Annotated in this window: 24 protein-coding genes; 5 read left to right on the forward strand and 19 right to left on the reverse strand. The window is 68.8% G+C overall.

The features are described 5' to 3' along the window. Window positions 1-389: 389 nt before the first annotated feature. Both ACYVKL_RS25600 and ACYVKL_RS25605 read right to left on the reverse strand, forming a co-directional pair. Window positions 390-587, reverse strand: a complete 198-nt coding sequence (locus tag ACYVKL_RS25600; protein ID WP_379171505.1) for a hypothetical protein — start codon at window positions 585-587, stop codon at window positions 390-392. Beyond that, window positions 584-1036 carry a DUF4254 domain-containing protein gene (locus ACYVKL_RS25605; RefSeq protein ID WP_379171507.1) on the reverse strand — a complete coding sequence of 151 codons (453 nt, stop codon included), beginning with the start codon at window positions 1034-1036 and terminating at the stop codon, window positions 584-586. The genes ACYVKL_RS25600 and ACYVKL_RS25605 overlap by 4 nt, the downstream gene beginning before the upstream one ends. Before the next feature lie 152 nt (window positions 1037-1188). On the opposite strand from ACYVKL_RS25605, the gene ACYVKL_RS25610 reads away from it, so the two are divergent. Together ACYVKL_RS25610 and ACYVKL_RS25615 are read left to right on the forward strand one after the other, a co-directional pair. Further along, the gene (locus ACYVKL_RS25610; protein ID WP_379171508.1) at window positions 1189-2103 is read left to right on the forward strand and encodes a helix-turn-helix domain-containing protein; all 915 of its coding nucleotides are present in this window, start codon (window positions 1189-1191) and stop codon (window positions 2101-2103) included. Continuing rightward, a complete protein-coding gene (locus ACYVKL_RS25615) occupies window positions 2100-2291 on the forward strand; it encodes a DUF397 domain-containing protein (protein ID WP_379171510.1) in 192 nt (63 codons plus the stop codon). Before ACYVKL_RS25610 ends, ACYVKL_RS25615 begins: the two co-directional genes overlap by 4 nt. 17 nt (window positions 2292-2308) lie before the next feature. Here ACYVKL_RS25615 and ACYVKL_RS25620 read toward each other — a convergent pair whose 3' ends face one another. From ACYVKL_RS25620 to ACYVKL_RS25660, 9 genes are all read right to left on the reverse strand, one after another. After that, window positions 2309-3091, reverse strand: a complete 783-nt coding sequence (locus ACYVKL_RS25620) for a maleylpyruvate isomerase family mycothiol-dependent enzyme (protein ID WP_379171512.1) — start codon at window positions 3089-3091, stop codon at window positions 2309-2311. A gap of 8 nt (window positions 3092-3099) precedes the next feature. After that, window positions 3100-3726, reverse strand: a complete 627-nt coding sequence (locus ACYVKL_RS25625) for a TetR/AcrR family transcriptional regulator (RefSeq protein ID WP_379171514.1) — start codon at window positions 3724-3726, stop codon at window positions 3100-3102. Between the two features lie 244 nt (window positions 3727-3970). Then, window positions 3971-4888: a LysR family transcriptional regulator gene (locus tag ACYVKL_RS25630; protein WP_379171516.1), complete on the reverse strand. Its 918-nt coding sequence runs from the start codon at window positions 4886-4888 to the stop codon at window positions 3971-3973. A 167-nt stretch (window positions 4889-5055) separates the two neighbouring features. Continuing rightward, entirely contained in the window at window positions 5056-5451 is a 396-nt protein-coding gene (locus ACYVKL_RS25635) for an ester cyclase (protein WP_357194046.1), read from the reverse strand. 100 nt (window positions 5452-5551) lie between these two features. Further along, a complete protein-coding gene (gene truB / locus ACYVKL_RS25640; protein ID WP_379171519.1) occupies window positions 5552-6679 on the reverse strand; it encodes a tRNA pseudouridine(55) synthase TruB in 1128 nt (375 codons plus the stop codon). Beyond that, window positions 6679-7353: a 4'-phosphopantetheinyl transferase Npt gene (gene npt, locus ACYVKL_RS25645; RefSeq protein WP_379172045.1), complete on the reverse strand. Its 675-nt coding sequence runs from the start codon at window positions 7351-7353 to the stop codon at window positions 6679-6681. Before npt ends, truB begins: the two co-directional genes overlap by 1 nt. A 315-nt stretch (window positions 7354-7668) precedes the next feature. Further along, window positions 7669-8625: a metallophosphoesterase family protein gene (locus ACYVKL_RS25650; protein WP_379171521.1), complete on the reverse strand. Its 957-nt coding sequence runs from the start codon at window positions 8623-8625 to the stop codon at window positions 7669-7671. A gap of 105 nt (window positions 8626-8730) precedes the next feature. Further along, window positions 8731-11442 (reverse strand): SaeA-related protein, encoded by a 2712-nt coding sequence (locus ACYVKL_RS25655; protein WP_379171524.1) that lies wholly within the window; start codon window positions 11440-11442, stop codon window positions 8731-8733. A gap of 25 nt (window positions 11443-11467) precedes the next feature. Further along, on the reverse strand, window positions 11468-13150 hold the full coding sequence (locus tag ACYVKL_RS25660) for an Hsp70 family protein (protein WP_357195872.1): 1683 nt from the start codon (window positions 13148-13150) through the stop codon (window positions 11468-11470). Between the two features lie 49 nt (window positions 13151-13199). Between ACYVKL_RS25660 and ACYVKL_RS25665 the strand changes: the two genes are divergently transcribed. From ACYVKL_RS25665 to ACYVKL_RS25675, 3 genes are read left to right on the forward strand one after another with little or no spacing between them, the layout of a single operon-like run. Continuing rightward, window positions 13200-13700: a nucleotide exchange factor GrpE gene (locus tag ACYVKL_RS25665; protein WP_379171526.1), complete on the forward strand. Its 501-nt coding sequence runs from the start codon at window positions 13200-13202 to the stop codon at window positions 13698-13700. A 56-nt stretch (window positions 13701-13756) separates the two neighbouring features. After that, entirely contained in the window at window positions 13757-14545 is a 789-nt protein-coding gene (locus ACYVKL_RS25670; RefSeq protein ID WP_379171528.1) for an SDR family NAD(P)-dependent oxidoreductase, read from the forward strand. After that, complete coding sequence (locus ACYVKL_RS25675; protein ID WP_379171530.1) at window positions 14542-15684, forward strand: 3-ketosteroid-9-alpha-monooxygenase, oxygenase component; 1143 nt, start codon at window positions 14542-14544, stop codon at window positions 15682-15684. Before ACYVKL_RS25670 ends, ACYVKL_RS25675 begins: the two co-directional genes overlap by 4 nt. 17 nt (window positions 15685-15701) lie before the next feature. Here ACYVKL_RS25675 and ACYVKL_RS25680 read toward each other — a convergent pair whose 3' ends face one another. From ACYVKL_RS25680 to ACYVKL_RS25715, 8 genes are all read right to left on the reverse strand, one after another. Then, window positions 15702-17153, reverse strand: a complete 1452-nt coding sequence (locus ACYVKL_RS25680; RefSeq protein WP_379171532.1) for an MATE family efflux transporter — start codon at window positions 17151-17153, stop codon at window positions 15702-15704. 414 nt (window positions 17154-17567) lie between these two features. Beyond that, complete coding sequence (locus tag ACYVKL_RS25685; protein WP_379171534.1) at window positions 17568-18176, reverse strand: nitroreductase family deazaflavin-dependent oxidoreductase; 609 nt, start codon at window positions 18174-18176, stop codon at window positions 17568-17570. A gap of 258 nt (window positions 18177-18434) precedes the next feature. Further along, window positions 18435-19325, reverse strand: coding sequence for a DUF5995 family protein (locus ACYVKL_RS25690; RefSeq protein ID WP_379171536.1), 891 nt, complete (start codon window positions 19323-19325; stop codon window positions 18435-18437). A gap of 226 nt (window positions 19326-19551) precedes the next feature. Beyond that, the gene (locus tag ACYVKL_RS25695) at window positions 19552-20541 is read right to left on the reverse strand and encodes a DHH family phosphoesterase (protein ID WP_379171537.1); all 990 of its coding nucleotides are present in this window, start codon (window positions 20539-20541) and stop codon (window positions 19552-19554) included. 6 nt (window positions 20542-20547) lie between these two features. Then, window positions 20548-21000 (reverse strand): 30S ribosome-binding factor RbfA, encoded by a 453-nt coding sequence (gene rbfA / locus ACYVKL_RS25700; RefSeq protein WP_379171540.1) that lies wholly within the window; start codon window positions 20998-21000, stop codon window positions 20548-20550. 20 nt (window positions 21001-21020) lie between these two features. Then, window positions 21021-21311: a DUF503 domain-containing protein gene (locus ACYVKL_RS25705; protein WP_213561342.1), complete on the reverse strand. Its 291-nt coding sequence runs from the start codon at window positions 21309-21311 to the stop codon at window positions 21021-21023. 129 nt (window positions 21312-21440) lie between these two features. Beyond that, window positions 21441-24530, reverse strand: a complete 3090-nt coding sequence (gene infB, locus ACYVKL_RS25710) for a translation initiation factor IF-2 (RefSeq protein ID WP_379171542.1) — start codon at window positions 24528-24530, stop codon at window positions 21441-21443. A 108-nt stretch (window positions 24531-24638) separates the two neighbouring features. Then, window positions 24639-24932, reverse strand: a complete 294-nt coding sequence (locus ACYVKL_RS25715) for a YlxR family protein (RefSeq protein WP_357195869.1) — start codon at window positions 24930-24932, stop codon at window positions 24639-24641. Between the last annotated feature and the right edge of the window lie 88 nt (window positions 24933-25020).

Genomic DNA, 25020 nt, shown 5'->3' on the forward strand with positions numbered 1-25020 from the left:
TCCCCCGCTGGAATGACTTCGAGCTCTCTGAACGCACGCTACTGCCGCATACCGCGCTGACCGAACCGGCCAGTGCGAGGGGCCGGCGGTGAGATCGGCGGCGGCCCAATGGTGTCGGCCTCGAGGTGGGATCGGCCAGAACCGGTTGGGGTGCTGGCCGATCGGTTGCCTCACTGCCGGTGTCCGCGCCGAGCTCATTCAGCTTGCGGCAGTGGAGGACATCGAAGGGATGGGTACCGCCGACCACGGGGGTCGGGCCCGCGCGACCGGCGGCACCCGGATTGCCTCTCCGGAGTAGAGGCAATGCGAGCGGAGTTGGGGAGTCACTCGCATCGGAAACGGTAGAGACCAACTGGTCAGAACTGAAACAGCTATTCAGAGGCAATTCATCAGCGGGCATTGTGAATCGCCAGAATCGATGGTGGAGAGCCGAACTGGGTGCGTTCGTGCTCGATTCGGGCGGTGATCGCCGCTACCGTCCAGCGTTCCTGAGTACGATGGGTGCGACGGGGAGCACGGGAGACCAGCCAGGTCAGGGCGCTGCCGGCGGTCGAGCCGAGGAGGAAGACAAGCCACAGGGTGGTCATCGCGGGTCTCCCGGGTGCGGGGTGATGGAGTCGGGGATGCGGCGGGTGCGGGCGGCGAGGTCGTGGGAGAGGTCGGCGTAGGCGAGGGAGAGGTCGGCCAGGCGGGTCCAGGCGTGGTGCAGCAGGCATTCGGGGTCGGTGGCAGCCAGTGCGGAGCGGGCGGCCACCGAGAATTCGGCCATCCGGTCCACCACCATGCCGAGGGTTTCGGTGTGCAGGGAGGCGGCGGCGAAGGGGCGCGGCAGGGCGTGCGCGGTCCAGCGGTCGATATCGTGGATCAATCGCACACGGGCGCAATCGATTCCGGGCCGCTCCCCCTGGTCGGCGACATGGCGCGCTTCGTGAAGACTGGCCAGTTCGTAGGCGGCCTGCAACAGCGGATGCGGCACGGCGACAGTGCCCGCACAGGCATCCAGGAGCAGATCCTTCGACGGCAGATCGGTGTACATTGATTGCTCCCCTCGGCTTTTCGCTTTCGAGACTTCAGTAGACACCTGCGGCAATAGAATTGGCACGTCGAAACTAGTAATTCGACTAATTCGATCGGTAACCCAGTATGGAGCAATCAGTTTGGAGCGTCCCGGATAGCGAGGCTAACGAAATGGCTGGATCAACTCTCCCGCTCAGAGCACTCGGACGGCTGCTGCGGGGGCACCGAATGGGCTCGGGCAAGAGCCAATTGGCCGCCGGTCTGCACATCGAGATATCTCCGCAGACCCTCGGACGAATGGAGGATGGTCAGAAAATAAAGATCTCAACCGTCCAGATTGGTTCACTGCTCGACTTTTATGGAATCGACAATCCGAGCGCGGAGCGATCCGAAGTGCTCGGCTTGTGGGACGAGGTCAAACAGGAAGTCCGGGCCGCCAAGCGAAACGGGACGTCGGCGGGTTGGTGGCGGGCCTATTCCGACCAGTACGCGTACCACTTCGACCAGTACCTATCGCTGGAGGCCACCGCCCGCAGCATCACCATCTTCCAGCTGGCCCTGATCCCCGGGCTGTTGCAGCATCCCGAATATCGGCGCGCGATGATCCGGATCGCCGATCCGGCATTATCTGCCGTCGATGTCGAACGACGACTGGAACTGGCTGCCCGCAGGCAGACAATGATCGCCGATCGGGCGGACGCGCTCAGGATGAAATGCCTACTGTCGGAGGCGGTTCTGGGACACAAGCCGGGCGGCCGGAAGGTCATGGCCGAGCAGGCCCGCTACCTTGCCGACCTGTCCACCCGGCCCAACATCTGTCTACAGCTTGTGCCCCTGGACGCCGACGATCACCCGGGGCTGGTGGTCCAGTCGTTCACGCTGCTCGAATTTCCACCTTTGTCGAGTCGCAACCTGACCGAGCCACCGGTCGTCTACGTCGAAGGATACGAAGGTGCCCTGTACCTGGAGCACGCCGACGTCATCGACCGGCATCGGCGGGCGATCGCTGGAATCGAGCAGGTAGCGTTGAGCGAAAGCGATACCAGGCAACTGTTTTCGAGGATCGCAGAGGAGTACCGGGCGTGATCGATCTATCCACCGCACGATGGTTCAAATCCACCAAGAGCCCGAACGCCGACACGTGCGTCGAGATCGCGCATCTCTCCGCCGGCGCGGTCGGCGTCCGCGACTCGAAGGATCCGGCCGGCCCGGCCCTGGTGTTCTCCGGCGAACAGTGGGATCGCTTCCTCGACAGCGGAATCTGGCGAGGCTGAATCCCACTGCCGCACCGTCAGAACGGGACCTGGGTGTCGAACGGGGCGGGGGTGGTTCCTCGTCCCGAGACGGCGCGGCAGAACTCGATGGCGTCGAGTTCGAAGGCTTCGCCGTCGCCGCCCGGGGTGGCCCAGGTGCCGCCGGCGGGGCCGGTGAGGGTGAGGCGGTACGGCTTGCCGTGGCGGGCAGCCCATTCGCGGACCACGTCGTCGACGATGCGGCCGTCGTGGTCGGCGGTCAGGGCCAGGGGGCGGCCGGTGGCGCGACTCAGGTCGATGCGGTGCATCCAGGGGTCGCGGGTCAGGATGACGTCGATGAGGAAGCCGAGGGCCCACGTCTCGGCGACGCCGTTGATCACTTGCTGATCGCCCATCGGGCGGCGGCGCAGGAATCCGGGCGTGCGGCGACGGCCCTTGGCGGCCTTCGGGCCGATATCGGCGACCTTGACGACCAGTTCGGCCGGTGTGTACCTGCTGAATTCGCGGACCTGCAAGGCGGTGAGCGCGTCGACCATCTCGGCCTCCCCTCCGGGCCGCGTGGCCGCGATGCGCATCTGGCGGCGGCTCTCGAGGGGCGAGGAGGCCATCCTGGCCATGCCCACCACATGCGAGACCAATTGGTGCACTGTCCATTCCGTGCATTCGGTGGGTCGATCCCAGTCGCCCGGCGCGAGAGCGGCGACGGCATCGGCGACGCGGGCGTACTCGTCCGCCGCCAGCCGCATGGCGTCCGGGCGGGCGATGCCGGGCTGCAGCGGCGACTGGACGGCGCCGCGCTCTGTGGTCTGGTTGTCACGCATGGCTTCCCCTAATGCGGTTCGGGCCCCGATATTGCGGGGTCCGGCGGCAGGCCCACGCCGTCGGCCCACATCTCCACGGCCCGATCCAGCAGGCGGCGGCGAGTGTCGCCGCCGGGATCATTGGCCAGCTGCTGATCCACCAGGCCGGCGATCAGGGCGAAGAGGATCTCGACATCGTCGCGGTCGGTCACCCCGGCCGCACCCAGCAGATCGACCGCCGACTGCACCGACCGCACCGAGGGCGCGAACGCCTCCTCCGACGGAGTGAAGCCGGGAATCGTGCGCTGATTCATCAACTGGTAGCGCGCCAGGTCCGCCACCGAGAACTCGAAGAAGGTCCGCGTCATGGCCCGGAGCCGGGCCCGCGGCGTGTCCGGCAGCGCCTGCTGCGCCTGCGCGGCGACCCGCTCGCACTCCTCCCAGGCCGCGCCGAACATGGCGTCGTAGATCGCGTTCTTGGACGCGAAGTGCGTGTACAGCGAGGGCGCTCGCATCCCGACCCGATCGGCCACCTCCCGCAGCGTGAGCTGGGCCAGGCCGTGCTCGCGGGCCACCGCCCACGCGACGTCGAGAATCTCCCGCCGAGTCGCCTCACGGCGTTCGGCTTTCCTATCGCGCGTAGTTTCGCCTAACACAGTTAGGAGTGTGAGCCGGATCACGTGAAAAGTCAAGGGAACGGGATCAGCCGACCGACCAGGGGGTGCGAGCCGATCGACGGCGGTTCAGGTGCCGCCGGCAGCGGCGAACCGGTCCCAGCGAATCGAGTACCGCCCGGAACCTGCGAACCGATGTCCGCGATTCCAGTACGCCAGCAATCCGCGAACCGATCCCCGCGATTCCAGTACCCTCGGCAGCCGCGCACCGATCCGCGGCTGACGGTCACTCTCCCGGCGGGAAAGCCGATCGATCCGAAGTCAGGCGCAGACCGCCGGCTAGGGCGTCAGCCATGGTGTGCAGCAGGGGGTTTCGGGTGACGGTGCGCCAGGCCGCGGCGTAGGTGATGACCAGGGGGCGCGGGCGGAGGGGACGCCACACCAGGCCGGGCACCGAGGCGGTGCGGGCGGAACCGACGCCGATCGCCTCGGGGCGCAGGGGCAGAAATTGGAGCATCTGGGCGTGGCTCATGGCGCTGTCGCTCAAGACCACCGATGCGCCGCGTTCGCGGAGCTGCGCGAGGACCGAGTCGTGCACCTCCGGGGCGGCGTCACGGGCGAACATGATGAGTTCCTGGTCGCCGATGCGACCCGGCTCCACCGAAACCGCTGCGGCCAGCGGGTTCTGGCGCGACATCACGATGCCGAGCTCCTCGTCGGCGATCGGGGTGCAGGTGAGGTGATCGGCCAGGCGGACCGGCAACCGCAGGACTGCCAGATCCACGTCGTCCCGATCGAGCAGCCGCGCCTGATCGCCACTGGTGCCGGTGGTCAGCGTGACCCGCACACCCGGCTGCCGCGCCTTCACCAGCGCCTCGATCCGGCCGGGCAGCCAGGCGGGAGCGCCGTTCACGATGCCGAGCCGGAACACCGCGTTACCTGGCTGGGCGACCGCCCGCGTCTCCCGCAGCGCGATCTCGGCGGCCTCCAACACATTTCGCGCCGTCTTCAACAGCACCTCGCCCGCCGCGGTCAACTCGACCCCGTGGTTGCCGCGGATCAACAGCGGCCCGCCCACCTCGCGCTCGATGGCGCGGATCTGCTGGCTCAGCGTCGGAGTGGAGATGAACAACCGCTCCGCCGCCCGCCGGAAATGCAGCTCTTCGGCCACCGCCACGAAATACCGCAATTGCCGCAACTCCACCCCTGAACTGTAGGCGGCGAAAGCGTCGCGGGGACAACCTGATAGCCGGGCCGTGAACGGACCCCTGGCCGCCGGACGGCCGATGTCGAAACGGGGCTACACGTTCACCCGAGTCCCGTGGGGCACGCTCCACCCAGGGCGAGCGGCATCTCGACCGCCGGAACGAACTAGGCCCAGCCCGGATGCGGTGCGGGCTGGGTGACGGTGGCCCAGCGCTCGGCGATCCGGCGACCTTGGAAACGCCACAGCACGAAACCCTGGAACGTCATCGGCTGCCCTGTCACCCGGTCGGTCCAGCGCCAGATGTTGCGGCACATGACCTTGTCGCCCTCGGCGAGCATCTCCACCACCGTGACATGCAGTCCTGGCAGCGCCTCGTACAGGCCGAGCATCATCTTTTCGTCACCGATCAGGTCGGTGGGTTCACCCCCGGGCCCGTCGTGGTCGAGGAAATCGGGGGTCATATTGCGGTGGATGACGGCGGCATTGCGCCGGTTCACGAACTCCTCGAAATGGTCCGCGACGAACTGCTTCATGGAATCGAGGGAGAGGTCGGTGGGCATGATCGCCTCCTCTGCACGGCCGCACGACCATTCCATGGTGCCGCCCGATCGCTCACGCCGGTAAGCGATTGGGCGGCAACAGTTCAGAGGATGGGCAGTGTCAGAGGTTCGCCGGTCGGACGACCATGACGGACGAGGCGCGTTTGCCGGACTCCTGGAGCAGGGCGATGGCGTGGCCGGACGGGTCCAGGGCCGCGTAAACGCCGGGGAGACCGACCGGTTCGAGCCAGCGGCCGTTCCGGAGATCGTTCGCCTGCGTCTCGGTGATGTCGCGGACCGCGAAGGCGGTGCGGACGGCCGCGTCGATGTCCAGGTTGAGCACCGGTTCACCGGCCGCGGCCGCCGCCTCCACCTGGTCGAGGGTGCGGGCGTGATCGAGAGTGAAGGGGCCGACCGCGGTTCGGCGCAGGGCGGTGAGATGGCCTCCGACGCCCAGCTTTTCACCGAGGTCACGGGCCAGGGCGCGGATGTAGGTGCCCGAGGAGCAGTCCACCGCCACGTCGAGGTCGACGAAATGGGTGTCGCCGGTGTCGATGTCGCGGCGGGCCAGGATGTCGAAGCGGCTGACCGTCACCGGACGGGCGGCGAGCTCCACTTCCTCACCGGCGCGGGCGCGGGCGTAGGCGCGCTCGCCGTTGACCTTGATGGCGCTGACGGTGGCGGGGACCTGCTGGATGTCGCCGGTCAATTCGGCTACCCGCGCGGCGATGTCGGCATCGGCGAGGTGGCCCGCAGCGGTGGTCGCGGTGACCTCGCCCTCGGCGTCATCGGTGATGGTGGACTGCCCCAAACGGATGGTCGCCGTGTACGACTTGGTGGTCAGGATGAGCTGGCCCAGCAGTTTGGTGGCGCGCTCCACGCCCAGCACCAGCACGCCGGTCGCCATCGGGTCGAGAGTGCCGGCGTGGCCGACCTTCTTGGTGCGCAACAGCCTTCGGCTCTTGGCGACCACGTCGTGACTGGTCCAGCCGCCCTCCTTGTCGACGATCAGCAGACCGCCGAAGGCATCGACCAGCGGCGGCAGCTTCTCGCGCTTCGGGCCGGGCTGACCACGGCGCTTCCCGCCGCGCGCCGCCGTTCCCTCAGCGGTCCCTGCCGCCTCGGATCCCGCTGCCTCCGAGCCGACGCCGCTCGCCACCGTGCCGGACGCCGCCGAGCCGGATGACGCTATCCCGGTACCGGATTCCGCGGGCACCCCAGCCTGCACCGCCGTCGATTCCTGACCCATCAGGCCTCCACGATCGCGGTGAGAATGAGACCGTCACTGATCACCCAGCGGCCGTCGAACGAGGTCAACGGGGTGCCGCCGTCGGTGACGGGGCCGGGGATCAGCAGGTCGGAGTGGAAGGTGCCCGCGCCGCCGGCGGCGGACTCCTCGTCCACGGTGAAAGTGATGTGCGCGTCCTCGAAGCCGAGCCACAAGCCGGTCAGGGGGAACCACGCCTTGTAGGTGGCCTCCTTGGCGCAGAACAGGAGTCGATCCAGGTGCAGGCTGGTGCCGGGGAGCACGGCGGAAAGCCACTCGCGTTCGGGCTCGAGGCTCACCGAACCCAGTACACCATCGGGGAGCTGACCGTGCGGTTCGGCATCGATGCCGATCGAGCGGAAACGCAGTTTGTGGCCCAGTGCCGCGGCGCGGTAGCCGTCGCAGTGGGTGAGGCTGCCGACGATGCCGCGCGGGAACACCGGCTCGCCGGTGCCACCCTTGCCGATCGCGACCGCGGGCTCGCCGAGCTGGGTCAGCGCCTGCCGGGCGCAATAGCGCGCGCCGATGAAATCACGCCGCCGCTTCTCCACGGCACGGGCGATCAGATGCTCCTCGCCGGGATGCGGTTTCAGATCCTCCGGGTAGGCCGTCAGCTCCGCCGCCGCGACCCCGTTCGGGAGAATCCTGCCGAGAATGCGCGCCGACTCCGTCGCCGCGACTGCCCGCTCCTCGATGACCCGCCTCCTGATCGCTACCACCAACTGCCGAATCGAGCCTACCGGGCAGCCGAGGTGCGGACCTCCCCGCGGGACAACGCCCGCTCGCCGAGAACCGCGCAACAGCTGTGCGGACGACTCGCGACCAGTCTGCCTGGCGGAACCTACGCCGTGCCGGGCGGACCGCACCGACGCCTCGCTATCGGGTTGGCCGGAGCGGAGGCGCGAGCGCGGACGCCACCGTTGACCACCGCGCGGGCAGCCGAAGCTGCCGCGCACGGCCTGCGGGTCGCCTCAGACCAGACCGCGGCGGCGTTCGGCCTGCTCCTTCATCTTCAGGGCGGCGGCCTGCATCTCCGGGGTGATCTTGAAGTGGCCGCCCCACTCGTTGAGGGTGTCGCCGTAGTCGGGGACCGGCAGGATCTGGCGCAGCAGCTTGTCGGGGAGGCCGCGGCGCTGCCATTCGCGGGGGTAGCCGAGGGAGACTTCCTCGAAGCGGACGCCGTCGTACCAGGTGGTGCGGGGGATGTGGAGGTGGCCGTAGACCGCGCAGACCACGTTGTAGCTGGTGTGCCAGTCGGCGGTGAGGTCGGTGCCGCACCACAGCGCGAACTCCGGGTACCACATCATGTCGACCGGCTTGCGCAGCAGCGGGAAGTGGTTGATCAGGACCAACGGGGTCTCGGCGGGCAGGGCGTCGAGGCGGCGCTGGGTGTACTGGACGCGGGCATGACACCAGGCGTCGCGGGTCAGGTACGGCTCGGCCGAGAGCAGGAACTCGTCGGTGGCCACCACATTGCGTTCGCGGGCGATCGCCAGGCCCTCGGCCTTGGTCTTCGCGCCCTCGGGCAGCCACGAGTAGTCGTAGAGCATGAACAGCGGGGCCAAGGTGACCGCGCCGCCGAACTCCTCCGCGCCCGCGCCCTCCCACACCGGGAACGGGTCCTCGGGGGTGACGACATCCAGGTCACGGCACAGCGACACCAGGTAGTCGTAGCGGGCCGCGCCGTGCATCTGCACGGGATCCTTTGCCGTGGTCCACAATTCGTGATTACCGGGCACCCAGATGACCTTGGCGAAGCGGCCGCGCAGGGTCTGCAGGGCCCAGCGGATGTCATCGGTCTTCTCGCCGACGTCACCGGCCAGGATCAGCCAGTCCTCCGGGGAATCCGCGTGGATCGCCTCGACCACCGGCTTGTTGCCCTGATGACCGACATGGATGTCGCTCACCGCCATCAACTTCGGAGTCACCCGGTTCCGCCTCTCTGTTCACGACCGTCCTGGCAGCAACCATCCCGGCCTCCACCAGATTCCCATGCGAGGCCAGCCGCTACCCATGCGGGGGACGAGCCGCCCTCACCGCACCCAGCGAATCCGGGCCGCAGCGCCGAAACCGGCCGCGACGGTGAGGGTTCCGGACGGCTCACGACGACACGACGCCACCGCCACATGACACGGACGCGGGATCTCGGCGGGAATCCGCACCCCGCCCTCGATCTCGTAGCGCATATTGGTGACCTTCCAGCGCTGCGCCCGCGGATCCTCCGGGTCGACGGGCGGCGCGTCGGGACGGGCCACCACCATCACCTCGGTGATACCGGTCGGCCAGTCGAAGACCAGCAGGCCGTCACGCTCGGACAAGGCCCGCACGGTCGGCAGACCACTGGGTTCGAGGTCAGCGGCCGCGGGAGTCCCGCCGGGGCCATTCGACGGGAACCCGTCGGGTCCGTTCGCAGTGGGAGTCCCACCGCGGCCGTCTGCACCGGGAGTCCTGCCGGGTCCGTTCGCAGCGGGAGCGCTGCGGGATCCGTGTGCGCCAGGGGTTCCGTCGGCTCCGGTTGCCGCAGGCGTCCCGTCGGGTTGGCCTGGCGTGGATGGCTGGTCCGAGCGGGTCACCTCGGAAGCCCTGCCCGAGATCGACGCCACCACGCCATACACCGGCATCGGTCCGGCAGGCGCGCCACCGTCCTCCAAGGCTGTGCCGCGGGTGCGGCCCACCACCCGCCATGAGCCGTCCGCCAGTAGCCGGGTGACCCGGTACTCGACCTGTTCGGTCGCCGATGAGGTCCAGGAGATCACCACCGTGCCGTCCGGTTTGCGGGCGGCCGTCACCCGGCCGGGCGCGCCGACCCGCAATTCGGCCAGTGCCGCGCGCGCCTCGGCATGGTCGGCGCACACGTCCAGGACGGCCAGCACGGCCTGCATGCGCAGCGCCGGATCCGCGGGCAGCGCCTCGAACAAACGCCCCGCCTCGATCACCGCCGCCCGCGCCCGCCCGATCAGCAACTCCCGGCTCGCGCCACGCGGATCCGGGTTGGCCACATCGGCCGCCCGCCGATCCAGGAAATCCAGATGCTGTGACAGCGCCTCCACGAACCGCCGCCCCGCACAACAGGACACGGCACCGCGCCAATGCACGACCGCCTCGGCCAGCACCCGGTCGATGTCCTCCCCCACCGCGCGCACCGACCGCGCCGCCACCGCGTCATCCCCCACCAACCGGCGTGCGTCCACGACGAACCCCGCCGCCTCCTTGGGTCGCCCAGCCCGCAACGACGCCCGCGCCGCCCGCAACGCGGCCTCCCACGGCCGACCCGACTGCGTCCCAGCGTCATACGGCGTCCGCTGCCACTGCTCCGGCTCCGGCGCCCGCGACCGGTCCGGGCCGCCCGCCCAACCGCCATCGGACCGCGTCTCACGCGAGGCACTCGAATCGTTCTGTGAGCCGGGACCTCCCGTCCCCGCCCCAGACCGGGAGGGTCTGGTGAAATCGATGCGCGCGGAACCGTCATGCCCACGGGCGCTCGCGGGACTCTGGGCATCAGATGCGCCGGACCCGGATCCACCGGCCGAGTCCGATCCAGCGGCCGCGCTGCCCGCCGCGGCGGCATGACCCGCCGCCGCACCGGTGCCCTGATCATGCTGCGGTCCAGGACTTCCCGCCGCACCATGACCACCCCGTGCCCGGTCCGCAGATCCACCGGCCGCACCGGTGCGCGGCGGGTTGGTCGAGTAAGTCGACGATGTTGTGGCAGTGCCTGTTTGCGCGGAACCGGTCGGGCGGGGCGGGGCCGCCAAGTGTTCGCGGCCCTCGACCGTGGTGCCGAGTTCGTCGGCGAGGGCGATGAGGATGCGTTCGGCGGCGGCTCGGTCCAGGCCGCCGGCGATGGCGACGCCGAGGAGGTAGTCGAAATCCGGTGCTACCAGGAGGTCTTCGACGAGGACCGCGGCGCGGACCTGGGGGCGGAGCTGGTCGGTGACCGATTCGGTGATGGTGAGCAGGTAGGCGTCGACCATCGGGCCGCCGGGTTCGAGAAGGTCGCCGATGTGGATCAGGAGCTCGTCGAGGACCACGCGGATGCGGCCGGGCGGGAGTTCTCGGGCACGGGCGCGCAGGGCCTCGGCGCGCAGGCGGATCTCGGTGGTGCGGTGGGCCGCGGAGAAATCCATGTCGAGCAGGGACAGCAGGGTGGGGACCGGGTCGCTGTCGCGCAGGCGCTCGAATTCGGCTAGCAGGGAACGGATCTGGCGGCGCAGATCCGAACTCAGGGCGGGCGCGGCGGGCGGCGGTGGCGGGGCCGGAGCGTCGTCGATGATGCGGTGGCGGCGGACCCGCTCGGCGACCTCGGCCACCGTCAGGCCACCCAGGCGGCCGATGTCCTCCAGGCCGGGGATCTTGCCCGCCGGAATCCCGTTGTGCCGCTGCACCAGCCGCCCGATGGCGGCATCGAGCATCTCGAAGCGTTCGGCGTCGCGGCGGTCGCGCAACTGCCGCACCCGGTCGGCCTCGTGCAGCCGGGAACCGGTGTGCAGCAACGGACCCGACAGGTCGGAGTGCGCGTCCACCAGCAGCCCCGCGAGCACCCGGAACTTGGGGTGATCGCGCAGCTTCTGCCAGAACGCCCAGACCTCCGCGACCCGCGCGGCCACCTCGTCGTCACTCAGGCGGGGCGCGTCGGCGAGCGGAATGTCGTACAGCTCGAAGGCATCGGATTCGGCGAGCCCGCCGCGGCGTTCGACGGCGGCGAGGACGCGTTTGCGATAGTCATTGGGATCGAAGGCGTGCATGGCTTTTCGTCGGACAGCGTACCGGTCAGGAGTTACGGCGGCGGGTGCGCTGCAGCTGATCCAGCTCGCGCTCCACATCCGCCTGCGACAGGGTGGCCCCGGTCTGCACCGACAGGGTCAGCGGCAGATCGGCGTCCACATGGTAGGCCGTCACGTGCAGCACACCGTCGAATCCCATCTCGAAGGTGACCCGGACTTCACTACCCTCCGGATATCCCGGCGGAATATCGCGAATCCTCCCCTCCACCAGCACTTTCGTATCCTCGGGCCGGGTCGACGCCGCCTGGCCCTGCTGCTCGACGATGGTCAGCTCGATCTGTTCCTGATCCGCGCGCACCGTGCCGTAGGAGCGCCGCACCTTGATCGGCAGCGTCTGATTGCGATGCACCAGCCAGCTCGCCGCCAGCCCGTTGAACGGATCCAGCGCCAGCACCCCGAACCCGCGCGACACCACGGTGTCCACCTGGATCTCGATCATGCGCCGCACCAGACTCACCGGCTGCCCGAAGGATTCGGCCACCCGCGCCAGCGAGGACTCCAGATCCCCCGGATCGGCGGCGCCGAGCGCGGCGCCGTCGCGCAGCCGGCCCCGGGTCACCAGATCCGCGGCGACGAGGCGCTCCATCTCCAGCTTCTCGCCGTAGAGGGCGGCGCCGCGCGCCACCGACAGATCCGGGTCGCGCAATTCGCCGGTGAGCCCGAATTCCTTCTGTAGCTGCTCGGCCACCATCGGCATCCGCGAGGAGCCGCCGACCAGCAGCAGCCGGTCCACCCGCCGCACCCCGCGCTGCTCGGCCGCGGCCAGCACCGCCTTGGTCAGGTCCAGGGTGCGGCGCATGAGCGAGGCGGTCAGGGCCTCGAGGTCGGTCCGGGTCAGTTCGATCACCGCTCGCGCGCCGTCGTGCGCGATCACCACCTCGGTGGTCTCGGCCGCGGTGAGTTCCTGTTTGGCCTGTTCGGCGGCCAGCACCAGCAGCTGGGAGCCGACCGAATCGTCCAGCGGGTCTTCGGCATCGGGGTTGGCCGTGCAGAACTGCTGGGACAGGTACAGGGCCAGCCGCTCGTCCCAGTCCGCGCCGCCGAGCTGATGGTCGCCCTCCACTGCGAGCACCGAGATGCGGCGGTCGGCCAGTTCGATGACGGTGGCGTCGAAGGTGCCGCCGCCGAGGTCGTAGACCAGCACGGTTTCGCGCGCGGGACCCTTGTCGAGTTCGATGCCGCCGTCGAGCCGCCCGAAACCGTAGGACAGCGCCGCGGCGATCGGCTCCGAGAGCACGCCCGCCACGTCGAATCCGGCGTAGGTTCCGGCCTGGATGGTGGCGCGGCGCTCCTCGTCACCGAAGTAGGCGGGCACCGTGATCACCGCCCGGCGCACCGGTTCGCCACCGGAGAACTCGGCGTCGGCGGCAAGGCTTTTCAGGATGAGCGCCGAGACCGCGGGCGCGGACCACAGCTGCCCGTGCGCGCCGAACCGCCATTCCGCGTCACCCATACGGCGTTTCACCAGGGTGCAGACATTGTCGGGATCCAGGCGGGCCTGGCGGCGGGCGCCCTCGCCGACCACGTGGTCGGTGGCGGAGGCGAACAGCACCACGGACGGGACGGTCGGTTCACCCTTGAGACCGATCAACACCTGGGGCCGGCCATCGGCGTCAATTGCCGCAATTGCCGAATTCGTTGTGCCCAGATCGATTCCATAGACCCCCATGGCGGCGATGGTAGCAGTCACCGCCGACACCTGGGTCTATCGTTCCACCATGACCGATCCAGCCCCGGCGGCCACGATTCCCCAGGTGGACCCCGCGACCCCGCTCGACCGCATCACCGAACGCATCGACGACCTCGCCCGCGTCATCGCCCGGCAGGCCGCCACCATCGAGCGACTAGCCGACGCGGCCAAACTCAAGGACCGCGAGGAGCGCGCCGAGGCCGACGCACCCCTGCTCCGCGACCTGTTCGCGCTGCACGGCTTGGCCCAGACCTTCGTCTCCACTTCGAATTCCGAGCCGGACCGGCAAGGCTTCGAGGCCATCAACCGCCGGGTCGAGCGCATGCTGGCCGAACGCGGCGGCGAGCTGGTGACGCCGTTCCGGGGCACGGCGTTCGATCCGGAGACCATGGAGGCCGCCGAAGTCGCCGGGACCGACGACCCGGAGGCGGACAAGACGGTGGAGTCGGTCATCCAGCCGGGCCTGACCATAGGCGATCGCTCGATCCGGCCCGCGAAAGTCGTTGTGCGGCGGTATCGCAAGCTCTGATTCCGGAGCAAAACTGACACTTGTTCCATTAAGCGAAGTCGCTTAACGTCGGGTCCATGACCTATTTCACGGCCACCGCGATCGTCACGGGCGCCGCCTCGGGCATCGGGCGCGCGCTCGTGACCAGGCTGCTCGGCCACGGGGCGCGCGTCTACGCCGTCGATCGCGATGCGGCGGGCCTGGACGCACTGGCCGCGAGCAGTTCCGGGGAGCTCACCACCCTGGTCGTCGACGTCACCGCGCGCGAGTCCCTCGCCGAGGTGGTGGAGCGCGTCATCGCCGACCACGGGCGACTCGACTACATGTTCAACAACGCGGGCATCGTGGTCGGCGGGGACTTCGCGAACATGACCGACGCGACCTGGCGCAAGATCGTCGACATCAACTTCTGGGGCGTCGTCCACGGCACCCACCTCGCCTACGCGCGCATGCTCGAACAGGGCGGCGGGCACATCGTCAATACCGCCAGCAGCGCCGGCGTCATGCCGGTCGCCCGCTCCACCGCCTACGCCGCCACCAAACACGCGGTGGTCGGCCTGAGCACCTCGCTGCGCGCCGAAGCCGCCGAACACGGGATCAAAGTCAGCGTCGTACTGCCCGGCGTGGTCGACACCGGCATCTTCGACAATGCCGTGAACCTGCCCGGCTACAGCTACCGCGCCGGCATCGACAAGCTGCCCTTCGCCAAGGTGACACCCCTCGACGCCGCCGACGCGATCCTGCACGGCGTGGCAAAGAACAAGCAGTACATCAGCTTTCCGGCCTACAACCGGATCATCATCGGGCTCAATCGACTGCTGCCCGACGTGATGGCGCCGATAATCAATCGCGGAGGACGCAAATGAAGCAGCAGTATCGCAGCATCGATGTCGGCGAACCGATGACACGGTTCGCCCGAGGGTGGCATTGCCTCGGGCTCGCCGAAAACTTCCGGGACGGACAACCACACTCGATCAACGCCTTCGGCACCAAACTGGTGATCTGGTCCGACAGCAAGGGCGAATTGCACGCACTCGACGGCTACTGCCGGCACATGGGCGCGGACCTCGCCTACGGCAGCGTCAAGGACGACAATATCGCCTGCCCCTTCCACGATTGGAGGTGGCGCGGCGACGGCAAATGCGCCGCCATTCCCTACGCGCGGCGCGTTCCGCCGTTGGCCCGCACCAGATCCTGGATCACCTGCGAGGAGAACGGGCAGTTCTTCGTGTGGAACGACCCGGAGGGCAATCCCCCGCCGCCCGAAGTCGCCATTCCGCACATCGAGGGCATCGACACCGACCGGTGGAGCGACTGGGACTGGAATTCGGTGCTCATCGAGGGCTCGCATTGCCGCGAGATCATCGACAACAACGTCGACATGGCGCACTTCTTCTACATTCACTTCGCGTACCCGGTGTACTTCAAGAATGTGTTCGAAGGGCATGTGGCGACCCAGTTCCTGCACTCCAAGAGCCGTCAGGACATCAACGCCAAGTCCAACTACTCGCAGGAAATGTCGCTGCTGCGTTCGGAGGCCTCCTATTTCGGGCCGTCCTACATGATCAACTACCTGCACAACGACTTCGGCGACAACACCGTCGAGGTGGCGCTCATCAACTGCCACTACCCCGTCACCCACAACTCCTTCATGCTGCAGTGGGGCGTGAGCGTGCAGCGCATCGAGGGCCTGCCGCCGGAGAAATCCGAGAAACTCGCCAAATCCTTCGGCAAGAGCTTCGGCGTCGGCTTCCTGCAGGACGTCGAGATCTGGAAACACAAGACCCGCATCGACAATCCGCTGCTCACCCAGGAGGACGGGCCGGTCTACCAGCATCGCCGCTGGTACGAGCAGTTCTATGTGGACGTCGCCGATATCACGCCGGAGATGACGGGCCGCTTCGAATACGAAGTCGACACCACCCACGCCAACGAGAACTGGCAGGCCGAAGTCGCGGGCAACCTCGAAAAGCAGGCCGCCGCACAGGCGAACGGCGCCGAATAACCCCGGGCCGGGGCGGATTACGACATCCGCCCCGGCACGTCGGCCCCGACTCGGGCCCAGCGGCCGGACAGCGCCCGCCACGACACCGCGATCAGGCGCAGGATCAGGAAGGCGACCAGGCCGGTCCAGATTCCGCCGATGCCCCAATCGAATTCGAGGGACAGCCAGATCATCGGGAGGAAGCCCAGCAGGGCCGAGCCGAGGGTGGCATTGCGCAGGAAGGCGGCGTCACCCGCGCCCAGCAGAACGCCATCGAGAGCGAAGACCACACCGCCGATCGGGATGATCGCGACGAAGAACCACCACACCACATTGGTGCGATCCAGCACGGCGGGGTCGTCGGTGAACAGGCGCGGGATCACCGAGTGACCGGCCGCGAAGAACACGGCCAGCACCATCGCGAACACCGTCGACCACGCCGTGAGCCGGCGCGCCAACCCCTGTGCCCCGCGCGCATTCCCGGCCCCGAGCGCCGCCCCGACCAGCGTCTGCGCGGCAATGGCCAGCGAATCCAGCGTCAGGGACAAAAAGTTCCACAGTTGCAGCACCAGCTGATGCGCCGCCACCGACGCCGCCCCGAACCGCGCGGCCACCGCCGCCGCCGACACGAACGACGCCTGGAACGCCAAGCTGCGCACGATCAGATCCCGGCCCAGCACCAGCTGCGCCTTCATGATCTCGAAATGCGGCGCGACCGGCACATGCGCCTTCCACAGCGCCCGCACGAACAACACGCCCGACACCGACTGCCCCGCCAGGTTGGCGACCGCCGACCCTTCCAGCTCCAGCCGCGGCGCGCCCAGCAGCCCGTGCACCAGCGTCGGGCACAGCACTCCCGAAACCACCAGCCCCGCAATCACATACAGCAACGGCCGCCGCGTCTGCTGCACCCCGCGCATCCACCCATTGCCCGCCATCGACAGCAAGATCAACGGCACCCCGAACAACGCGATCCGCACCCACGACTCCGCCTTGTCGGCAATATCGGACCCGCCCGCGATGGCCCGAGTAATCGGCCCCGCGAACACCTGCACCACCACCACGATCGCCAGCCCCACCCCCACCGCGATCCAACTGGCCTGCACCCCCTCCACCACGGCCCCGCGCTCATCCCCCGCCCCGTGCCGCCGCGCCGCCCGCGCCGTCGTCCCATAACTCAGAAACGTCAACTGCGAACTGACCTGCGCCAGAATCAAACCGCCCACCGCCAGCCCGGCCAGCGCCAACGCCCCCAACCGCCCCACCACCGCCATGTCGAACAGCAGGTAGATCGGCTCGGCGACCAACACCCCCAGCGTCGGCACCGCAATCCCGAGAATCCGCCGCGGCCCCGCACCCGCCGCCTCCGCACCCCGCGCCAGAGCCCGCGCACTCCTGGCCGCTTGCTCGCTCGCCGCCGACGCCCCTCGCGACGCTGCCCGAGATCCCGGATCCTCCCCGCCGTCTGCCACGACCTCCGCACCGCTCATGCGCCCACCATCCCATATGGGATGTGGCCGAACCGGCCACCGAGGGCTCTGAGCGGCAAATATATGGTTCGAATCGCGAGCCCATCGACTGTCGGCTCGACTGCAACGAGCGAACCGCCGGCTATCCGCTCACGCCCTGGTCCCGGCGGTGTTTGCTCACGTGCGGCGCCTCGAACAGCGTGCCGACGCGCCGGTGGCCAACGTTAGATGCGCATGTCCGCATTTGAGCATGCGGACTGGACCGTCGGTCAATCACTGACACGGCCCGCCAGCGTGGCCCTGAGGACTCGAGTGCCCGGTCGTTCGCGGGCGCACCACCGCGAAGTCGCGTGTGTGGCAACGCCCGCCGGAGGCCGGACTCCCCCTCAGGCCGCAGGCTGCGGGTCCCCGGAACATGGCGGGGAGGCTGCGGTTTCAATCGCGGCGGGAACGCCACCACAAGGCCGCAACGGTGACGGCGGCTGCCGCGAGCGCGGGACGAGCGTATGGGGAGCGAGGGCGGGATGGGGTGGTGCCGCGGATGGCGGCCATGCGGGGTGGGGTCGGGTGGACGGGGTGGAGTTCGAAGACGCGGAAGGTGCGGCCGCCGGAGAGGTCGTGTTCCATTTCGTAGCCGGGCCAGAATTCGACGGCGGTGTCCCAGGCGCGTTTTCGTTCCACGCCGGTGATCTGGGTGACGGTGACCGGGAAACGCTGGCCGCCGACGTGGACGACGGCGGTGGCGGCCGAGCGCAGGTTCGCCGACCAGGACGGGTGTTCGGTACTGCCCCAATTGGATCCGATCAGCAGGATGCTGTCGTCGTTCGGGACGTAGAGCAGGGAGGTGGTGCGCGGCAGGCCGGTCTTGCGGCCGACCACGGTCAGTTCGAGGGACGGCAGGCCGGCGATATCGAGGACGCCGTGGCGGCCCCGGGTGGCGCGGCGGACCAGGCGGTCGGACGCGAGAATGGTGCCGGATCCGTGCATGACCCAGCGATAGGTGCCGAGACGGCGGGCGACGCGGGGCAGAACTGTGGACGCCATGGGAATTCCTCACGGGTATCGGGAGTCCCGCGAACGCGGTCGCGCATGCCTTCGCCCACGTCGAGAATGCTGAAACGTCCTTGTCATCAAGCGTATTCGCGCGGAGCCCCCGGACGGTTCCCCCGGCACGCCGTCGGCGGGGGATTGATGTCGTATCTACTGTTACCACAGACCTGCGTATACGGCAGGGTGATCACGCACCACGGGCGCAATCACTCAATGCGATTGCGCCCGTGCATCATCCGGAACGGCCCGTGGTCAGATCAGGTTCGCGGCCTCGAGACCGTCGAATACCGTCTCGGCCGTGTCGTACATGACGCCTATTTCCACCGCGGCCGCGTCACGCAGGGCCGGGGTACCGAGCGCCAGGCCATTGGCGAAGGAGATGCCGCGCATGCTCTGGAACATGACATAGCTGGTGGTGTTCTCCCCCAGCACCGAGTCGACGGCCGGGCCCACGCAGTAGGCGTGGAAGAAATCGGCCAGCTTCGCGCCGTACACGGCGTCCAGGTCGGCGGTGATGTTGTTGGTGGTCGCGATCAGCGAGTCGCCGAGGGCGAAGAAGTCGCGGGCGTGGTCGGCGCGAGTGCCGGTGGCGGCGATGGCCTCCGGGAAGTCGATGTGCAGGTGCGCGTCGAGAGCAGCGGCGGCAACGCGGCCGGCCGAGCGGGACGGGTCGGCGGCCAGGTCGTAGTAGCGCGTCCATTCCGGAGACACGGTGCCGCCGGTCAGGTGGGCGTGCAGGTTCACCAGGTAGATGCGGAAGAACTCGGCGCTGACCGCGCGGGCCCACTCCGGGTCGTCGAAGTCGCCCTGGTCCAGAACGGGGTTCGCGTCGCGCAGGATATCGCGGTAGAAGATCGCGAAGATACCCCGGCGGTCCTGCGTGCCGGACAGGATCTCGGCGACACGCTCCATGCGGCGCTGACCGTCGTGCAGGTCGGTGACGGTGGAGGGGTCGGACAGGGCGACCAGTTCGGCGTGCTCGGCCGGGGTGAGGGCGCGCGCGGCACCGGTTTCGGCGGGCGCGACGATGCCGGCAGATCCGCTCGGCACGGCCGGTTCGGCGGCGACGGCGGTTGCGGCGGTGGAGGCGGCGATCGCGGTGGTGACCGCCAGCGCCAGGGCGAGGCGGGTGGCTCGAACCATGACTGGGTGACTCCCGGGGGTGGATTGCTCCCCGGGGATTCACCGAGGACGACGTGGTCCCCGGAGTCTGCCAACCCCGCAAATTGATAGCAAACCGCGATGATCGCTGGCCCGAGCCCCGCGAGGAGCCGAACAAGCCAGGGGCACAACGCAATCCGCGGCCCGCGGTTACCGCACCCGGCGAGGCCGCCGGTGCGACGATTCACGGGTTACCAGAACGGTGACCTCAGTCACCCAAACGCGCTTTCAGCGTCTCGACCAGATCGTCCTGATCACCGATCGCGCTGTACCCGGCCGCATAGCGATGCCCGCCGCCACCCAGGCCGACCGCCACACGAGCGACATCGACACCGGGGCTGCCGTCGGCATTGGCATGCGAACGCAGCGACACCGTCCAGCGGCCCGGCTCGGTGCGAGACTCCTTGAAGACAGCCGCCACCTGAGCCTCGGCGGCGGTGCGGATCAGATCGATGACACTCTCCACCTCCTCGGACCGGACGGCCTCGGTGTCCTCGCGCCGGACCACCGCGTAGACCAGGCCCGCGCCGCCGGCGGCGTCGGGCAGCAGCTGCGCCGACCCCAGCACCCGCGACAACATGGGCAGCCACGCGAAGGGATGCGTGTCCATCAGGGTGCGGGTGATGGCCGCACCGTCGATTCCGGTGGCCAGCAGACGCTCGGCGAGGGTGTGCGAACCGGGGCGCACCCATTTGAAAGAGCCTGTGTCGGTGACCAATCCGGCGTAGAGGCAATGCGCGATGTTCCGGTCGAGCGGCTCGGACCAGGCATCCAGAATGCGGGCGATGACACCCGCGGTCGACTCGGCCGCCTCGTCGACGACGTTCACCGCGCCGAAGCGAGTGTTCGAACGGTGATGGTCGATCACCAATGTGGTCCCGGCCCCGGCCAATCGGTCACGCAGCACGCCGAGGCGATCGGCGCTGCCGCAGTCCACCGTGACCAGCACGTCCACCTCGGCCGGAACCTGATCCGGCGACACCAGCAGCTCGGTGCCGGGCAGCGAACGCATGGAGACCGGCAAGCGGTCCGGCTCGGCGAAGCAGACGACGACGGGAACCCCGCGCCGACGCAGCACCTGCGCCAACGCCAGCCCGCTGCCGACGGTATCGGCATCGGGCTGGATGTGGCACAGGATGGTCACCGATTTCGCGGCGTCGAGAATCTCGACGGCCGGAGTGACATCGACGGGGGTCACCGCGGGTCAGGCTTCGTCGTCGTCTTCGTCCTCGTCGCTCTTGTACGGGTCCTCGTCGCCGGCGTAGCTGGCGCCGACGGCTACCTGGGCCACCCGGGCGTCCACGGCGCGAGCCTTGGACAGCAGCTCGTCCATCTCCCGCGCCGCCTCGGGCACGGTGTCGAGCTTGAAGGCCAGCGTGGGGGTGAACTTCACCCCGGTGCCCGCGCCGACCTTGGAACGCAGGATGCCGGCGGCGGCCTTCAGACCGGCCGCGGCCTCCGCGTAATCGGGTTCGGCGTCGAGGGTTTCACCCATGACGGTATAAAAAACAGTCGCCTCGCGTAGGTCACCGGTCACCTTGGCGTCGGTGATGGTGACGAACCGCAGTCGCGGATCCTTGATCTCGTACTCGATCGCCGTTGCGACGATGGACGAGATGCGCTTCGCGAGTCGGCGTGCTCGGGCTTGATCAGCCATGACGAGCGCTCCTCACTTCTTCAGTCTTCGGGTCCGAAGATGCGCCGGCGTACCGACAGCAACTCTAACTCCGGACGGTTGGCGACGTGCCGTTCACATTTGTCCAGCACCTCGGTCAGGTGGTTCATGCCGTAGCTGGCCATTGCCACACCGAGCAAGGTCCGTCGATAACGGTCATGATCTCCGCCCTCGGTCACACTCACGTCGAACCGTTTCAGGTCCGCGAGGATCGGGCGGATGACAGAGCGCTTCTCTTTCAGTGAATGCACATCACCGAGCAAGATATCGAACTCGAGCGCTCCGAAAAACATCTTTTCAGTCATATGAACGCGCCCCGGGGAATGCGCGCACAGTTACCCGGAAAGGCTGGGTCATAACATAAAACACGGGCACAACCCCGCCGGACCCGAAGGCCCGGCGGGATCGCGTACTGCTACTGCCTAGTCGCGCGGCTTCTCCCGCAGCTCGTAGGCCTCGACGATGTCGCCTTCCTTGATGTCGTTGTACCCGACGGTCAGACCACATTCGTAGCCTTCGCGGACCTCGGTCACGTCATCCTTCTCGCGACGCAGCGACTGGATGGTGGTCTCGGTGATCACCACGTTGTCGCGGATCAGGCGCGCCTTGGCGTTGCGCTTGACCGAACCCGACAGCACCCAGCAACCCGCGATGTTGCCGAACTTGGAGGAACGGAAGACCTGGCGGATCTCCGCGCGGCCCAGCTCGTGCTCCTCGTAGATCGGCTTGAGCAGACCCTTGAGGGCCTTCTCGATCTCGTCGATCGCCTGGTAGATGACCGAGTAGTAGCGGATGTCCACGCCTTCGCGGTTCGCCAGCTCGGTCGCCTTGCCCTCGGCACGGACGTTGAAGCCGATGATGATCGCGTTGGAGGCCGACGCCAGGTTGACGTTGGTCTCGGTGACGCCACCGACACCGCGGTCGATGACGCGCAGACGCACCTCGTCGCCGACATCGATACCGAGCAGCGCCTCTTCGAGGGCCTCGACGGTACCGGAGTTGTCGCCCTTGAGGATCAGGTTCAGCTCCGAAGTCTCCTTCAGAGCGGCATCCAGATCTTCCAGGGAGATCCGCTTGCGGCTGCGCGCGGCCAGAGCGTTGCGCTTGCGAGCGTTGCGGCGGTCGGCGATCTGACGCGCGATGCGGTCTTCCTCGACCACGAGCAGGTTGTCGCCGGCGCCGGGCACCGAGGTGAAACCGATGACCTGGACGGGCCGCGACGGCATGGCCGCCACGACGTCGTCGCCGTGCTCGTCGACCATGCGGCGGACACGACCGTAGGCGTCACCCGCCACGATCGAGTCGCCGACCCGCAGCGTGCCGCGCTGGATGAGCACGGTCGCCACCGGGCCACGGCCGCGGTCGAGGTGGGCCTCGATGGCCACACCCTGCGCGTCCATGTCCGGGTTCGCCCGCAGATCCAGCGAGGCGTCCGCGGTCAGGACCACGGCCTCGAGCAGCGACTCGATGTTGGTGCCCTGCTTGGCGGAGATGTCGACGAACATGGTGTCGCCACCGTATTCCTCGGCCACCAGACCGTATTCGGTCAGCTGCTGGCGAATCTTCTGCGGATTCGCGCCTTCCTTATCGATCTTGTTGACCGCCACCACGATCGGCACATCCGCGGCCTGCGCGTGGTTGATGGCCTCCACCGTCTGCGGCATGACGCCGTCGTCGGCCGCGACCACGAGGATCGCGATATCGGTGGCCTTCGCACCACGGGCACGCATGGCGGTGAACGCCTCGTGACCGGGGGTGTCGATGAAGGTGATGGTGCGCTCTTCGCCGTTGACCTCGGCCTCGACCTGGTAGGCGCCGATGTGCTGGGTGATACCGCCGGCCTCGCCCTCACGGACGTTGGCCTTACGGATGGTGTCCAGCAGTCGGGTCTTACCGTGGTCGACGTGACCCATGACGGTCACGACCGGCGGACGGACCTGCAGGTCTTCCTCGTCGCCGTCGTCCTCGCCGTAGGTGAGGTCGAAGTTGGCGAGCAGCTCGCGGTCCTCGTCCTCCGGGGAGACCACGTGCACGACGTAGTTCATCTCCGAACCCAGCAGCTCGAGGGTCTCCTCGTTCACCGACTGGGTCGCGGTGACCATCTCACCGAGGTTGAACAACGCCTGCACCAGCGAAGCCGGGTTGGCGCCGATCTTCTCGGCGAAGTCCGACAGCGAGGCGCCGCGGGCGAGGCGAACGATCTCGCCGTTGCCGCGGGGCAGCCGCACGCCACCGGCGATCGGAGCCTGCTGGTTCTCGTACTCGGCGCGCTTCGCCCGCTTCGACTTACGGCCACGACGCGGAGCGCCACCCGGACGTCCGAACGCACCCGCGGCACCGCCGCGACCGCCACCGGAACCGGGACGGCCACCGCCGCCACCACCGGGACGACCCCGGAAACCACCGGGAGCACCCGTGTTACCGGCACCGGCACCCGCACCAGCGCCGCCACCCGCACCGGGAGCGCCGCCACCGCGGTAACCGCCGCCACCGCCACCGGGGCGACCGCCGCCGGCACCGCCCGGACCACCCGGACGCGCCGGACGGCCTGCGCCACCCGGACCGGCCGGACGCTGAGCGCGCGCGGGCATGGCACCCGGGTTCGGCCGAGGCGGCATCGAACCGGGGCTGGGACGCGGACCACCGGGACGGGGACCGCCCTGACCGGCAGCAGCCGGACGCGGACCACCCTGACCGGGACCCGGACGCGGACCGCCCTGACCCGGAGCCGGACGGGGACCGCCCTGACCCGGACCCGGACGCGGGCCGCCCTGCGGCTGACCCGGACGCGGGCCACCCTGGCCGGGGCGCGGACCGCCCTGACCCTGGCCGCCCTGACCCGGACGCGGGGCCGGACGCGGCGCCGGACGTTCCGGTGCCGAAGAGAAGGGGTTGTTACCGACGCGCGGCGGCTTCGGACCCGGCTTCGGGCCACCCGGACGCGGGGCACTGCCCTGCGCCGGAGCGCCACCCTGCGCCTGCGCCGGACGCGGAGCATCCTGACGCGGGGCCTGCGGAGCCGGAGCGGACGGGGTCGCCGGCGCGGAAGCCGCTGCGGGAGCAGGGGTTTCACGAACGGCGGGCTTGGGACCCGGAGCCGGGGCCGGACGCGCTGCAGGAGCGGCCGGGGTGGCCGCGGCGGCCGGAGACTCGGCGCGGGCGGCCGGAGCCACCTGCGGAGCCGGGGCGGGGGCCGGCGCCGGAGCCGCGGGGGCCGGAGCCGCCGGGGTCGGACGCGGGCCGGGACGGGGACCGGCACCCGGAGTCGCCGGCTTGGCAGCCGGACGCGGGGTGCTGTCACCACTGGGCTTGGGGGCCGCCGGCTTGGCGGATCCACCGGCGGGGGCGCTCTTGGGTGCGAGCGACTCCCGCAGTCGGCGCGCGACGGGTGCTTCCACCGTCGAGCTCGCCGACTTCACGAACTCGCCCTGCTCCTTGAGCCGTGCGAGTAGTTCTTTGCTCGTGACACCGAGTTCTTTAGCCAACTCGTGCACGCGGGCCTTGCCTGCCACTGCTCTCCTCACTCAGAGGCCGAGCGTGACAGCCCGCATTACAGCGGGGCGTCCGCGCGACCTCGACTAATTTCGAAGGCCGATCATTTCTGGGACTTCACGGTGTGCTCATGAGTGCTCGTGCCTGTTCTCTACGTAATGCTCCAGGGCTGAGATATCCAGATGTCCGGACACTCGTAGTGCTCTGCCGATCGCTCGGCGCCGAACTGCTTGACTCAGACAAACCGAAGAGGGGTGCAACCAAGCACCCCTTCCGGGAAGTCTGCGCCGCGGATCCGGAACGACCGCAAAGGTTTGCCCACTCTCGGCAGACCCTTGCGCCACGACCCGCATCAGATCGACAGCCAGCTCGCGTCTGCGACATCCGATGCAGGTCCGGACGGGTGCCGATCTTGCTGACACCCGCTCGGCGCGCGGAGAAGTCGAAGACTCGCGCTGAGCCTGCGTCCACTCTACCGCTCTCACGTCCCGATCTCCGCATCCGTACCCC

The sequence above is a fragment of the Nocardia tengchongensis genome (assembly GCF_054781395.1).